Origin of the sequence: Hyphomonas sp. (assembly GCF_041398465.1) — a bacterium.
Taxonomy (GTDB): Bacteria; Pseudomonadota; Alphaproteobacteria; order Caulobacterales; family Hyphomonadaceae; genus Hyphomonas.
In genome coordinates, this window is record NZ_JAWKUS010000002.1 from 121,765 (window position 1) to 135,114 (window position 13,350).

A 13,350-nucleotide genomic window follows, 5' to 3' on the forward strand; every position below is an offset into this window, starting at 1 on the left:
CAGAGTAGAGATTCCTTTTATCGACGCCCGAGGCCCGACTTATGTCAAATCCGTATCAGACTGCCCTGAACCTCGTCCCCATGGTGGTGGAGCAGACCAGCCGTGGCGAGCGGGCCTTCGACATTTTTTCGCGCCTTTTGAAGGAGCGGATCATCTTCGTGACCGGCGGCATCGATGACGGCATGGCCGCGCTCATCACGTCGCAGCTGCTGTTCCTCGAATCGGAGAACCCGAAAAAAGAGATCGCCATGTATATCAACAGCCCGGGCGGTTACGTTTCGTCCGGATTGGCGATTTATGACACAATGCAATTTATCCGCTGCCCGGTGTCCACAGTATGCATCGGTCAGGCCGCCTCGATGGGCTCGCTCCTGCTGGCGGCAGGGGAGGCGGGCGCCCGTTTTGCGCTGCCGAATGCCCGTGTGATGCTGCACCAGCCGTCTGGCGGTTACTCCGGTGTCGCGACCGATATCGAGCGCCATGCCGAGGAAATCATTGATCTTAAGCGGCGCCTGAATCAGATTTACGTCAAGCACACCGGTCAGGAGTATGACGTTATCGAGCGAAAACTCGACCGGGATACGTTCCTCACCGCTGAGGAAGCTCAGGAATTCGGCATCGTAGACAAGGTGTTCGAACGCCGGGCTGCCGAGGATGAGAAATAGTCGGGGCGTCCCCGCGCATTGCGGCCTGGCACTTGCAGTGCCGGCCAATGCCCATATTGTTCTGTTAAGGAACTGGGTTTGGGCGTTTAAAACCACGTTAAGCCTTAACCGGCATTGAGGATGGCATGACCAAACAAAACGGCTCAGGCGACTCCAAGAACACGCTTTACTGCTCGTTCTGCGGCAAAAGCCAGCATGAGGTGAAAAAGCTCATTGCTGGACCGACCGTGTTCATCTGCGATGAATGCGTTGAACTCTGCATGGACATCATTCGCGAGGAAAACAAAACCTCGCTGGTTCGCTCACGCGAAGGGGTGCCGACGCCTCAGGAAATCTGCGACGTGCTGGACGATTACGTCATCGGCCAGACCTATGCGAAGCGCATCCTGTCGGTCGCCGTGCACAACCACTACAAGCGCCTGTCTCATGCCGGCAAGACTGACGGCGTCGAACTGTCGAAATCCAACATCCTGCTGGTCGGTCCGACCGGGTGCGGCAAGACGCTGCTCGCCCAGACGCTGGCGCGCATTCTGGATGTGCCATTCACGATGGCCGACGCAACGACGCTTACCGAAGCCGGTTACGTCGGTGAGGATGTCGAGAACATCGTCCTGAAACTGCTCCAGTCGGCCGACTACAATGTCGAGCGCGCTCAGCGCGGCATCGTTTATATCGACGAGATCGACAAGATTTCCCGCAAGTCTGACAATCCGTCCATTACACGCGACGTGTCGGGCGAGGGGGTTCAGCAGGCCCTCCTGAAGATCATGGAAGGCACTGTGGCGGCTGTTCCGCCTCAGGGTGGCCGTAAGCATCCACAACAGGAATTCCTGCAGGTCGACACCACGAACATCCTGTTCATCTGTGGCGGTGCGTTTGCTGGTCTCGATAAGATCATCTCTGCGCGCGGTGAAGCTGCGTCGATTGGTTTTGGTGCGGCTGTGAAAGATGCGGAAGACCGCGGCGTCGGCGAAGTCCTGCGAGAAGTGGAGCCGGAAGATCTTCAGCGCTTCGGCCTCATCCCGGAATTCATCGGCCGTCTACCAGTCATCGCGACCTTGGAAGACCTTGACGAGAAGGCGCTCATCCAGATCCTCACCGAGCCGAAGAACGCCCTGCTCAAGCAGTACCAGCGCCTCTTCGACATGGAGAACGTCCAGCTCACCTTTACCCCGGACGCCCTCACAGCTGTCGCTCGTCGCGCCATCACGCGGAAGACCGGCGCGCGTGGCCTGCGCTCCATCATGGAAGGCATCCTGCTCGACACGATGTTCGAACTGCCGAACCTGCGCGGTGTTGAGGAAGTGGTCATCAGTGGCGAAGTCGTCGAGGGCAACGCCGAGCCGCTCTACGTTCACGCCAAGAAGAGCCAGCCTGAAGCCGGCTGATCTGGCCGCCGACAAATTGGAAAAATAAAAAGCCCCGGTCGTCAGGCCGGGGCTTTTGTTTTGTGCACCGGAATACAGGGCGGAGCAGGCCGCGGCTGAGTCTGAAATTTGAAACGGTAAGGGCCGGTACCTTTCGGTACCGGCCCCGCCTTCCCCCGTGTGTCGGGCTATTTGATCGGATGAGCGATCAGTATTTGTAGTACATGTCGAACTCGACCGGGTGAGGGTGCAGTTCGTATTTCATGTTCTCTTCCATCTTCAGATCGATGTAGGCGTCGATCTGGTCGTCGTCGAAGACGCCGCCCTTCTTGAGGAATTCACGGTCAGCGTCGAGTGCCGCCAGGGCTTCGCGCAGAGAACCGCAAACCTGCGGGATGGTTTTCGCTTCTTCCGGCGGCAGGTCGTAGAGGTCCTTGTCCATGGCGTCGCCGGGATGGATCTTGTTCTCGATGCCGTCGAGGCCAGCCATGAGCAGGGCTGCGAAGGCGAGATACGGGTTTGCCATCGGATCCGGGAAGCGGGTTTCGATACGCTTGGCTTTCGGGTTGTCGCCGAAAGGAATACGGATCGAGGCCGAACGGTTGCGAGCCGAGTAGGCCAGCATGACCGGTGCTTCGTAGCCCGGCACCAGACGCTTGTAGCTGTTGGTGGACGGGTTGGTAATCGCGTTCAGAGCCTTGGCGTGCTTGATGATACCGCCGATGTAGTAGAGGCAGGTCTCGGACAGGCCTGCATATCCGTCGCCGGCGAACAGCGGCTTGCCGCCATTCCAGATGGACTGGTGCACGTGCATGCCCGAGCCGTTGTCCTTGTACATAGGCTTCGGCATGAAAGTGGCCGTCTTGCCGTAGGAATGAGCGACGTTCTGGACGACGTATTTGTACAGCTGAAGGCGGTCAGCCATCACGGTCAGGGTCGAGAATTTCAGACCGAGTTCGTGCTGTGCCGGAGCCACTTCGTGGTGATGCTTTTCCGGGTCGAGGCCGATATCAGCCATGACGGACAGCATTTCGCTGCGCATGTCCTGTTCGGAATCGATCGGCGGCACCGGGAAGTAGCCACCCTTAGGACCAGGGCGGTGGCCCATGTTGCCCATCGGGTATTCCTTGGCCGTATTGATCGGCAGCTCGGTGGAGTCGAAGGAATAACCGGTGCTGTGCGGCTCAACGCTCCAGCGAACGTCGTCGAAGACGAAGAATTCAGCTTCCGGACCGAAGAAGACCGTATCGCCAACGCCGGACTGCTTCACGTAAGCTTCGGCTTTCTTGGCGGTCATCCGCGGGTCGCGGTTGTAGGCCTGGCCGCTGATCGGGTCCAGAACGTCACACATCACCGCGAGTGTGGTTTGCTGGAAGAACGGATCGATGATCGCCGACGCCGTATCCGGCATCAGAAGCATGTCCGACTCGTTGATCGACTTCCAGCCAGCGACGGACGAACCGTCGAACATCTGACCATCTACGAAGAAATCCGCGTCGACCATGTCCTTGTGGAATGACACGTGCTGCATCTTGCCGCGCGGGTCAGTGAAACGAAGGTCCACGTACTGGACGTCTTCGTCCTTCATGATCTTCATGAGGTTTTCAGCCATTGAAAATGCCCTCCATCAATATGTTGCTGAATCTTGTTGTCTTTTTCGCTGGATCAAAGCGCCGTTTCGCCGGTTTCGCCGGTACGGATCCGAACAGCGTCGATAATATCCGAAACGAAGATTTTGCCATCACCGATCTTGTCGGTGTGTGCGGCTTTCTTGATCGCTTCGACGGCACCGTCGACGGCGCTGTCGGCCAGGACGATCTCGATTTTGAGCTTCGGCAGGAAATCGACCACGTATTCTGCGCCGCGATAGAGTTCGGTGTGCCCCCGCTGACGACCGAATCCTTTTGCTTCGATGACGGTCATGCCCTGCAGGCCAATCTCCTGCAGTGCCTCTTTCACATCGTCGAGTTTGAACGGTTTGATGATTGCCTCAATTTTTTTCATGGCCCGTGTTCTCCCAGCCGCTGAGTGTCTGTCTGTAGACTCCGGTAGGCGGCTTCCCGTGCCTAGGCGAGACATTCATGCGTGTCAGGTGGCATGAGGTTAAGGCGTGGTCGATTATTGTGCGCCGATGCATCAATATTGGGCATCAGTTTTCTGCCGGGAAGGGCATATTGTTGAAAATCCGGCAGGCCCAATCAGGGGAATGTGCTGTGACACCGGTGGATCGCAACGTAAATGAACTGGCGTTTCGCGAATCCCGGCTGGCCGAATTCCGTTCAGATGGGCTGCGTGAGGTTCAGCTTCATGCCGCTCAAGGCGTAGGCATCCGGGGCAGAACAGCAAGGCCCTTGCTTCGTTGCGGTCCGATCACGTTTCGCGGAACTGGAGCATACGGGCCGAAATCCCGAGGTCTCGCTGCTTAACATCTATGGGTCGGTGGTCTATCAGCGGTCTGGCAACGAACGGGGCAGGGCTTAGTTACCAGCCCACCCGGCACGAACGAACAGAGGGCACCATCATGATCTATCTCGTCCGTCATGGAGAAGCGGCGGCGAGTTGGGGCAATCACCCCAATCCGGGTCTCAGTGATCTTGGCCACAAGCAGGCAGAAGCGGCGGCCACTGCGCTTGTTGACCTTGGCGCCCGGAGTGCTGTCAGCAGCCCGATGCAGCGGTGTCGCGAAACGGCTGCGGCTTTCGAAAGGCTCGCTGGCGTAACAGCGCAGATCGAGCCTGTGGTGTCGGAGATAGAAACGCCGGAAGGCGTGGGAGACCGGGTCGAGTGGCTGCAGTCCTACATGGCTGGTACCTGGGATGCTGAAGGTGCAGCACATGATGCCTGGCGCAAAAAGATTGCCCAGGCGCTGGCACTGCTGCCGGACAATACGGCCGTTTTCTCTCACTTCGTTGCAATCAATGCCGTGGTCAGCCTGATTGATCAGGATTCCCGCACCACCGTGTTCAAGCCGGGCCATTGCTCGATCACCAAAGTGGACTTCAGTGGCGCGGTTCCGCGCGTCATCGAATACGGGAGCCAGGCCGCGACTCGCGTGCTATGAGCCCGCCATGGGCAGACCGATACTTACACCGCAGGAAATGCAGGCCGCCGAACAGGCGATGTTTGCAAAGGGGCTCGACAGTTTCGAGCTGATGCAGCGCGCTGGCGATGCCGTGGCCGAGTTCGTCCACGCGAACTGGCCGGAAGGGTCGATACAGGTTCTATGCGGGCCGGGCGGCAATGGCGGCGACGGCTTTGTGGCTGCAGCCAAGCTGTCGAAGCTTTGGCGGGATGTGAAAGTCTACTGCATGGTCCCGGTCGCCGAACTGACCGGCGATGCGGTCAAGGCTGCTGCCTTGTGGGACGGCCCGGTCGGCACGTTGGAAGAGGCGGTGGAGGCGCCGCATGACCTTGTTCTGGATGGCCTTTTTGGCGGCGGCCTGACCCGGCCTCTTGAGGGGACAGCCGCGCAGCTGGCCCAACGCGGCGGTCGTGTTATCTCGATCGATGTGCCCTCAGGCATCTGCGGACTGCGGGCAAAGCCACTCGGACCATGCTTCATTGCGGAAGGGACAGTAACCTTTGCGGCGCTCCGTCCTGCGCACGTACTCCGACCGGCTTCCGCCTATTGTGGCAACGTCCTGGTCGCTGACATCGGCGTGCCCGTGCAGACGCGGCTCATGGAAAACAGCCCGATGCTGTGGCTGCGCATGCTGCCGCAGCCCGGCATGGCAGATCATAAGCACAGCCGCGGGCACCTGAAAGTGCTGAGCGGGGGTGTTTCATCCACTGGCGCAGCGCGGTTAGCAGTCCGCGCGGGTCTTCGGATTGGTGCAGGGCTCGCAACGCTGCTGACACCGCCTTCGGCGCTGATGGTCAATGCCAGCCAGCTGACGGCAGTGATGGTGAAGCCCGTCGACGGGGCCGAAGCGCTTTCCGAGGCGATCAAGACGGCCTCGGTCGTCATTGCCGGGCCGGGCGCCGGCATTACCCCTGCGACGCGCGCCAATATCGAGACGATCCTGAACGGGCCAGGGCGGGCTGTGCTCGATGCGGATGCGCTGACTGTGTTTGAGTCACAACAGGATGAGCTGTTCAAACGCCTCCGCCCGACAGACCTGCTGACCCCTCATATCGGCGAATTCAACCGCCTGTTCGGAGACCTGCTGGAGACCGCGACAAACAAGGTCGAAGCCGTGCGTCAGGCGTCGGTCAAAGCCGGGTGCACCGTTCTCCTGAAAGGACCGGACACAGTAATCGCCCAGCCGGATGGCGGCGCTGTCGTCAATATTCACGCCACGCGCTGGCTCGCCACGGCTGGTTCGGGCGACGTTCTGGCAGGCTTTGCAGGCGGCCTGATGGCGCAGGGGATCGACACGCTGGTCGCGGCCAGCATGGCGGCCTGGATCCATGGCGAAGCAGGCCGGCGAGTCGGGGCGGGCCTGATCTCGGAAGACCTGGAGCGTCAGGTGCCAGACATCCTGAGCGCGCTGCATGGCGAGATCGGCTGACGCAGGTGGTGGATAAGTGGCCGCTCAGGCAATGTAGAACACCATGTATACACCATGTAGGGACCATATATAGCGCGCCTTCCGGTGCAGTGCCCCGTTGTGCCCGCGCGCGTGCTCGCTTAAGTGTGCGCCCGGAACGCGGATGTGGCGGAATTGGTAGACGCACTGGATTTAGGTTCCAGCGCCGCAAGGCGTGGAGGTTCGAGTCCTCTCATCCGCACCATTCACTCGCAGTGAGCGCATCGCACTCAGCCCCATACCGCAAACCTTAGTCGGTGCCCGCGAGAATTTGCCCGGCAATATCTACGAGGGACGTCGGGATCTCCGGGTGAAATACCGTGTCGTCGATGCATTCGACTGGCACAATCAGGCGCAGGCTGTTGGTCAGGAAAACGGTATCGGCTGTTTTCAACGTCGCGAGGTCCAGGCTTTCCTCGACAGCCTTGAAGCCTGCTGCGGCGGCGTGCTCCAGAATCCAGCCTCTCATCACGCCGGCGACTACCCCGTCGGTCAGAGGGGGCGTGATCAGGCGGTCGTCATACCGGGCGAATATGTTGGCAATCGAGCTGCAGGCGACGCGTCCGTCTGTCGTGCAATAGAGCGCATCATCGAAGCCGTCAGCCCGGGCCTGCCGTTGGCCGGCCACGGCATCAGTGTAGGCGAGGGTTTTGTGGCGAGCGGAGGGCGCCGTCGGATTGCGCCGGATCGTGCTGACGCCGAGGCGTACGGGCTGTGCCGGCCAGGTCAGCGGTTGGGATGAAAAGCTCGCAAGCAGCGTCGGCTTTTGCCCGGCTGGGCCTTCGAGACCGCGTCCGCCCGGTCCGCGGGTCACGGTCAGCCGCAGCGCGCCGGTTTCGCCTGGCGACAGCGCGCTGTCGGCGAGTGAATCCAGATCGGCGCGCGATACAGCAAGACCAAACGCATCGCAGGCATTCAGCAGGCGCTCGATATGCCGTGTACGCAGGATCATCCGGCCATCGATGATGAGCGATGTGTCGAATACGCCATCGCCCAGCAGCAACCCTCTGTCGCTGAGGTCGAAGGGTTGGACGGCCTCGCTCGAAGAGACGGCTTGTTGAAGGCGGATGACTGGCATCACTTGCTCCGGCAGAGTTTGAGGAAATTGCCAAGCACGGCCTGGCCATGTTCTGTGAGAATGGATTCAGGATGAAACTGGATTCCGAATACGGGATGCTCCGTGTGCGACAGAGCCATGATCGCGCCGTCGGGGGCGGTGGCATCGACCCGCAGCCCTGTGGCAGCAGGGTCGAGATTGCAGACAAGGGAATGATAAAGCCCCACTCTCAGCGGCGCGGGCAGGCCTTCAAACAGGCGCTCGCCATTATGCGTGAGGCTTGCGGTTCGGCCGTGCACCGGGGTTTCGGCGTGTTGCACAGATCCACCATAGGCAACCGCAATTGCCTGATGGCCAAGGCACACGCCGAGGATGGGAATGTGAGGGCCGAACGCCTGAATGGCGGCGACGGATATGCCAGCCTTGTCAGGGGCGAACGGGCCCGGAGAAATGACGATGGCTTCCGGACGCAGGCGCTGGATGTCTTTGAGAGTTAGTCTGGCGCTGTCCGCAACCTCAACCCGGGCGCCCGCAATTGTCAGGCAGCGCGCCAGATTGAAGACAAAACTGTCCCGGTTGTTCAACATCAGGATCATCAGGAGACCAGCGGCACTGAATTGCGCGAAAGGATCCGTTCTGCCTTCAACTGAACTTCGGCCCATTCCGCTGCGGGCTCGGAGAGCAGCGTCAAGCCCGCGCCCGACCAGTAGCGTGCACCCGACGGCAGAAGCTCGATCGTCCGGATCATGATGTTGAAATCGCAGGCCCCATCAAATCCGATATAACCGAGGGCACCACAAAATGCGCCGCGGGCAGCCGGCTCGAGGTCGTCGATGATTTCCATCGCCCGTGATTTCGGCGCGCCTGTTACCGAGCCTCCGGGAAATACTGCGGCCAGCAGGTCAATTGCGTCGCGGCCCGGCTCCAATCGCCCATCCACCGCGGAGACAAGATGGTGCAGGTTCGGCAAGGTCTCGACACGGCACAGATCTGCAACGGTGACAGACTCCGGCAAGCAAACGCGGGAGAGATCGTTGCGCATAAGGTCAACGATCATGATGTTTTCCGCCCGGTCCTTTTTCGATCGGGCCAATGCTTCCGCAATCTTGCGGTCCTGCTGCGGGTCAGTTGCGCGTCGCGCAGTGCCCTTGATCGGTTCGGCCCGGACATGACCTTCCGGGTCCATTTTCACCAGCCGTTCGGGAGACAGGCTCAGCAGCGTGCGCGCGCCAAATGTGCCGAAAGCGGAAAACGGCGCTTCGGTCTGTGTGCGCAGCCGGAGGTAATCGCGGAATGGGTTACCGGAGGCCTCGGGCGGGCGGGTCCACAGGCTCGCGATATTCGCCTGGTAGACTTCACCATCCCTGATCGCGGTCTGCACCTGCCTGACGAGTCCGGCATAATCCGTCTGGTTCGGAGCGGGCGACCAGTCATCGCCGCGCTCGCCGGATCTGGATTCGGTCAGGGGGGCCGTGCCGAGCGTCTGTTCCAGCGCGGCAATCCGTTTGCGAGCCAGATCATTGTCAGGCGGGACGCCGGGGGCCGAGAGGCCGGAGGCGTATACCGAGAGCGTCCTGTTCAGGTGATCGAAGGCGAGAACCGTGTCGTACAGTGCGAACGCGACCGTATCGGCAAGGCTGGGCGGGTGGCGCGACTGGAAATCGGGGACCCAGATATTGGCAGCATCGTAGCTGATATAGCCGATCGCACCGCCCTGGAACGGGGCCCCTTTGTCCAGCACTGTGGACCGGAAACTGTCTTTCCATGCCCGGAATGCCGCTTCAAAGCCGCTGTTTCCGTCCGCCTGTGGCCAGCGGAAATCGGAAACGGGCGCCGCTGCCATGTAGGAGTAACGCCCCGAAACCTGGCCGCCGCCCGCACTGTCCAGCCACACAAATCCCGGCATTTGGTGCAGAATCCCGGCGATTTCAGCGGGTTCTCTCCAGCGCAAGTCCTGATGTTCCAAGCAACCATCCACGTTGAGGGTTGTGATCCGGGGCTTTTAGCTGGGTCACCAATTGCTGTCATGCATTGTGCGCAATGCGGCGCAATGGGCCGGCGCGGATGAGCCGATCTGACGGAGACCGCAGGCGTGTCTGTTTTCGTCCCGGTATCGGGCTGGATGGGTCCCGGGCTGCAAGACGCGGCGGTACGTAAACACCCTTGGCTTACGCCCGCTGCGAAACCCGCAGAACCCGCGTGGACAGGGCGTTTTCCGTGTGACATAAGCCGCCCCTTCAGACACAGATCAGATGGCTGCCGGAAGGGCATGACCGTGCCTGATCGCCAGAACGGATGAATGAACCGATGGAAGTGACCCAGACAAAGGCAGAAGGTCTCAGCCGCACCTTTGCCGTCAAGGTATCTGCGAGCGAACTGCAGTCGAAGCTCGATGCCCGGATTGAAGAAATCCGCCCGACCATGAATCTCAAGGGCTTCCGCCCGGGCAAGGTGCCTGCGTCGCACGTGCGCAAGATGTTCGGTCGCGACCTGATGGGCGAAATCATCGACAAGACCGTCAACGAGACCAACCAGAAAGCTATTGAGGACGCAGAACTGCGCCCCGCCAGCCAGCCGGATGTGCATCTGGAAGGCGAGATCGAAGACGTCGTGAAAGGTGAGGCCGACCTCGCCTATCACATGCATGTCGACGTGATGCCTGAATTTGAGCCTGTCGACGTGAAAACGCTGAAAGTCACCCGCCCGGTCGCCGAAGTGGCAGACGAGCAGGTCGACGAGGCACTGAAGAACCTCGCAGAGCAGAACAAGCAGTACGAGCCGCGCGGCAAGACCGCGAAGGCCAAAGACGGCGACGCGGTCGTGATCGACTTCGTCGGCAAAATCGATGGCGAACCCTTCGATGGCGGCACCGCTGAACAGCAGACCGTCGTGCTCGGCTCCAACCGTTTCATTCCGGGTTTCGAAGAGCAGCTCATCGGCGTGAAGACCGGCGAAGAGAAGAATCTCGAAGTCAGCTTCCCGGAAGACTACCCGTCACCGGCTCTGGCCGGCAAAGCGGCCGTTTTCGAAACCAAGGTGCACGAAGTGCGCGGTCCGAAGGAAGCCGAGATCGACGACGAGTTCGCCAAGGGCCTCGGCATCGAATCGCTCGAACAGCTGACGGGTCTGATCAAGGACCAGCTGAAAGGCGAGCTGGACCAGGCTTCCCGCAACAAAGCCAAGCGCGACCTTCTGGACCGCCTCGATGAAGCCCACAGCTTTGATCTGCCGCCGAACATGGTCGAAGCCGAATTCGGCCAGATCTGGGACCAGCTGCAGCGTGAAATGGATGCCGGCCGTGTCGACGATGAGGACAAGGAAAAGTCCGAAGACGAGTTGAAGACCGAGTATCGCGCGATCGCCGAGCGCCGCGTGCGCCTTGGTCTCGTCCTGGCTGAGATCGGCCGCGTCAACAACGTCCAGATCACTGAGCAGGAAGTTCAGCAGGCCCTGATCCAGGAAGCCCGCCAGTATCCGGGGCAGGAGCGTCAGGTGATCGAGTTCTTCCAGAAGAACCCGAACGCGATGGCTCAGCTTCGCGCTCCGATCTATGAGGACAAGGTGGTCGACTACATCCTCGGTGAAGCGGATGTGACCGACAAGACGGTCTCCCGCGAAGAGCTGTTCAAGGAAGACGAAGAGTAAGCCTCTTCCGACCTCACAGAAATTTAACGACGCCGGGCCCCAAAGCCCGGCGTTTTGCTGTTCAAGACCGGTGGGAACCGGTTGGTAAACCGCCTATTAACCGTGCCGGGCGAAGGTGCTTCGAATCGTTAATGAGGGGTTTCGGTTCTAATGAGCGTACAAGCCATCCGGCCGCAGCTGACCGAGCAGGATATTCATCGCCTTATGAAGGGCGAAACACCCGAGCAACGCGCTTCGGTGGCGCACCGTTTGTGCCGCCGTATCGCGCTCGACGTACTGAGCGAAGACGAGCAGAAATACGCCGAAGAAATCATGGCGATCCTCGCGGACGACGCGGCAGACCTCGTGCGCCGCACGCTTTCTGTCACGCTGCGCAATTCGCCAATCCTGCCGCGTGAGATTGCGCTGAAACTGGCGCAGGATATCGAGGCTGTCGCGATTCCGGTGCTGCAGGATTCACCGGTTTTTACTGAGGAAGACCTGATCGAGCTGGTCTTGTCCGTCACCGCGGCCAAGCAGGCCGCGATTGCCGCGCGGGACAATATCTCTGTCACCCTGACGGAAGTGATTTCAGAGCACGGGCAGGTGGATGCCGTCCGGGCGCTGGCATCGAACTCCCATGCAGAATTCACCGACCGGGCCTATGATGACACGCTGCGCCGTTTTGGCAGCGACGAGATCGTCCAGAAGGGCCTGATCCGGCGGGAATTTATTCCGACCCATATCGCAGAGAAGATGGTCTCGCTGGTTTCCGGCCAGCTGTTCGACATGCTGGTGAACCGCCACGAACTGCCGGCGCAGATGGCGATCGACCTGGCGGCGGGGGCACGCGAGCGGGCGACGATCGACCTGGTCGAGCAGGCCGGGCGTTCAAATGATCTCGTGCGGTTTGTGTCGCAGCTGAACCTCAATGGCCGTCTTAGCCATTCGCTGATCATGCGTGCGCTCTGCTGCGGGCAGATGCCGTTCGTGGAGCATGCTCTGGCGGAACTGTCGGGCGTCGCCCACCAGCGTGTCTGGCTGATGATCCACGATGCGGGACCGCTAGGCCTGCAGGCTGTGTTCGACCGGGCGGGCCTGCCGCGCAAGATGCTGCCCGCGTTCAAGGCAGCCGTGAATGTCTACCACGAGACCGCCTATGATGGCGGGTCGAATGATCGGGCCCGGTTCCGCGCCCGCATGATCGAGCGCGTGCTGACGCAGTTCCAGGCGATCCCGAAGGATGACCTGGAATACCTGCTCGACAAGCTTGATTATTATTCGGAGATGGCTGCGGCCGAAGAGGCAGACGACGCCGATACAGACGCCGCTTAAGCGTCTGCGCGCAGGCGGGTACCGGCAGAGATGCCAAGGCGGGACAGCACGTCCGCGTCACGCCAATTCGCATTTTCAGCGATCACGAGAATGCCGGCACCAGCGGCGGTCTCGCAGGCGTCCATGAGCTGATCGCAATCGAGGTTGCGGGCATCGATGCGCAGCGTGTCGATCAGGAGGCGCATGCCTTCGGCGAGCGGTGTCTGCCAGGATTTGCGCATGTCGACGGATACGCGGAAGCCGTGGCGGCGGAAATGAGCAATGCGGCTGGTGCAGTCGGCCGGGTCCCCGGCGAAGGCCGTGTCGGTAAACTCGAGGCAGAATTCCTGCTGGCAGAACACGCTGCGGCGCACGCGGGCATCGCAAGCCAGCGCTGTGTCCGGATTGGCCAGCGCGGCGACCGGTGCCGGTACGATGATCGGGCGATGGTCGTGGTGGAATTCGTGTGCGACGCTGGAAATCTCGCCGATCCGGTCAGCGACCCACTTGGCGGAGTTCGTTTCACTCTGGCGGCCCCGGGCCGGGCCGAAGGAGGGTCCGTCCTCGAAACAGAAGGGCAGCTCAGCTGTCATGCCGAGAGCGTCACCCGTCGCCAGGTCCAGAACCGGGTCAAAGCGGACAGCCGGCGTGGGAAGGGTTTGGACGGAAGTGTTTGCCCAGGTCTGTTTCATCATGTCCCGCTCGTGTGTTGTGTTGGTCTTGCTTTCCCTAGGGGCTGAGGCTGAAGATCACGCGTAAGAACAGAGGCACATTTCGATAAAATTTGCCCGATA

At 60.6% G+C, this 13,350-nt stretch carries 12 protein-coding genes and 1 tRNA gene; 7 read left to right on the top strand and 6 right to left on the bottom strand.

The window, feature by feature from the left end:
* Positions 1 to 41: 41 nt before the first annotated feature.
* Complete coding sequence (locus tag R3C98_RS07225) at positions 42 to 665, top strand: ATP-dependent Clp protease proteolytic subunit (protein WP_371313448.1); 624 nt, start codon at positions 42 to 44, stop codon at positions 663 to 665.
* A gap of 125 nt (positions 666 to 790) precedes the next feature.
* Complete coding sequence (gene clpX, locus R3C98_RS07230; protein WP_371313449.1) at positions 791 to 2,053, top strand: ATP-dependent Clp protease ATP-binding subunit ClpX; 1,263 nt, start codon at positions 791 to 793, stop codon at positions 2,051 to 2,053.
* 187 nt (positions 2,054 to 2,240) lie between these two features.
* On the opposite strand, the gene glnA is transcribed toward clpX, so the two are convergent.
* Together glnA and R3C98_RS07240 are read right to left on the bottom strand one after the other, a co-directional pair.
* On the bottom strand, positions 2,241 to 3,644 hold the full coding sequence (gene glnA, locus R3C98_RS07235) for a type I glutamate--ammonia ligase (RefSeq protein ID WP_371313450.1): 1,404 nt from the start codon (positions 3,642 to 3,644) through the stop codon (positions 2,241 to 2,243).
* Positions 3,645 to 3,697: 53 nt separating this feature from the next.
* Positions 3,698 to 4,036 carry a P-II family nitrogen regulator gene (locus R3C98_RS07240; protein WP_034765007.1) on the bottom strand — a complete coding sequence of 113 codons (339 nt, stop codon included), beginning with the start codon at positions 4,034 to 4,036 and terminating at the stop codon, positions 3,698 to 3,700.
* A gap of 517 nt (positions 4,037 to 4,553) precedes the next feature.
* Here R3C98_RS07240 and R3C98_RS07245 point away from each other — a divergent pair.
* The 3 genes from R3C98_RS07245 (at position 4,554) to R3C98_RS07255 (ending at position 6,766) form a co-directional block, all read left to right on the top strand.
* On the top strand, positions 4,554 to 5,093 hold the full coding sequence (locus R3C98_RS07245) for a histidine phosphatase family protein (RefSeq protein ID WP_371313451.1): 540 nt from the start codon (positions 4,554 to 4,556) through the stop codon (positions 5,091 to 5,093).
* A 7-nt stretch (positions 5,094 to 5,100) separates the two neighbouring features.
* Entirely contained in the window at positions 5,101 to 6,543 is a 1,443-nt protein-coding gene (locus tag R3C98_RS07250; protein WP_371313452.1) for an NAD(P)H-hydrate dehydratase, read from the top strand.
* Between the two features lie 138 nt (positions 6,544 to 6,681).
* Positions 6,682 to 6,766: transfer RNA gene (locus tag R3C98_RS07255), tRNA-Leu, on the top strand.
* Positions 6,767 to 6,811: 45 nt separating this feature from the next.
* On the opposite strand, the gene R3C98_RS07260 is transcribed toward R3C98_RS07255, so the two are convergent.
* Genes R3C98_RS07260 through R3C98_RS07270 form a run of 3 tightly spaced genes read right to left on the bottom strand, consistent with a single transcriptional unit; the run spans position 6,812 to position 9,596 of the window.
* Positions 6,812 to 7,639, bottom strand: coding sequence for an aminotransferase class IV (locus tag R3C98_RS07260; protein ID WP_371313453.1), 828 nt, complete (start codon positions 7,637 to 7,639; stop codon positions 6,812 to 6,814).
* Positions 7,639 to 8,214, bottom strand: coding sequence for an aminodeoxychorismate/anthranilate synthase component II (locus tag R3C98_RS07265; protein WP_371313454.1), 576 nt, complete (start codon positions 8,212 to 8,214; stop codon positions 7,639 to 7,641). The genes R3C98_RS07260 and R3C98_RS07265 overlap by 1 nt, the downstream gene beginning before the upstream one ends.
* Positions 8,214 to 9,596: an anthranilate synthase component I family protein gene (locus R3C98_RS07270; protein ID WP_371313455.1), complete on the bottom strand. Its 1,383-nt coding sequence runs from the start codon at positions 9,594 to 9,596 to the stop codon at positions 8,214 to 8,216. The genes R3C98_RS07265 and R3C98_RS07270 overlap by 1 nt, the downstream gene beginning before the upstream one ends.
* A 329-nt stretch (positions 9,597 to 9,925) precedes the next feature.
* Here R3C98_RS07270 and tig point away from each other — a divergent pair, with 329 nt between their 5' ends.
* Both tig and R3C98_RS07280 read left to right on the top strand, forming a co-directional pair.
* Positions 9,926 to 11,263, top strand: a complete 1,338-nt coding sequence (tig, locus tag R3C98_RS07275) for a trigger factor (protein ID WP_371314016.1) — start codon at positions 9,926 to 9,928, stop codon at positions 11,261 to 11,263.
* A gap of 150 nt (positions 11,264 to 11,413) precedes the next feature.
* Positions 11,414 to 12,577 carry a DUF2336 domain-containing protein gene (locus R3C98_RS07280; RefSeq protein ID WP_371313456.1) on the top strand — a complete coding sequence of 388 codons (1,164 nt, stop codon included), beginning with the start codon at positions 11,414 to 11,416 and terminating at the stop codon, positions 12,575 to 12,577.
* Here the strand turns inward: R3C98_RS07280 and R3C98_RS07285 are convergent.
* Positions 12,574 to 13,251: an EAL domain-containing protein gene (locus tag R3C98_RS07285; protein WP_371313457.1), complete on the bottom strand. Its 678-nt coding sequence runs from the start codon at positions 13,249 to 13,251 to the stop codon at positions 12,574 to 12,576. The genes R3C98_RS07280 and R3C98_RS07285 overlap by 4 nt on opposite strands.
* Between the last annotated feature and the right edge of the window lie 99 nt (positions 13,252 to 13,350).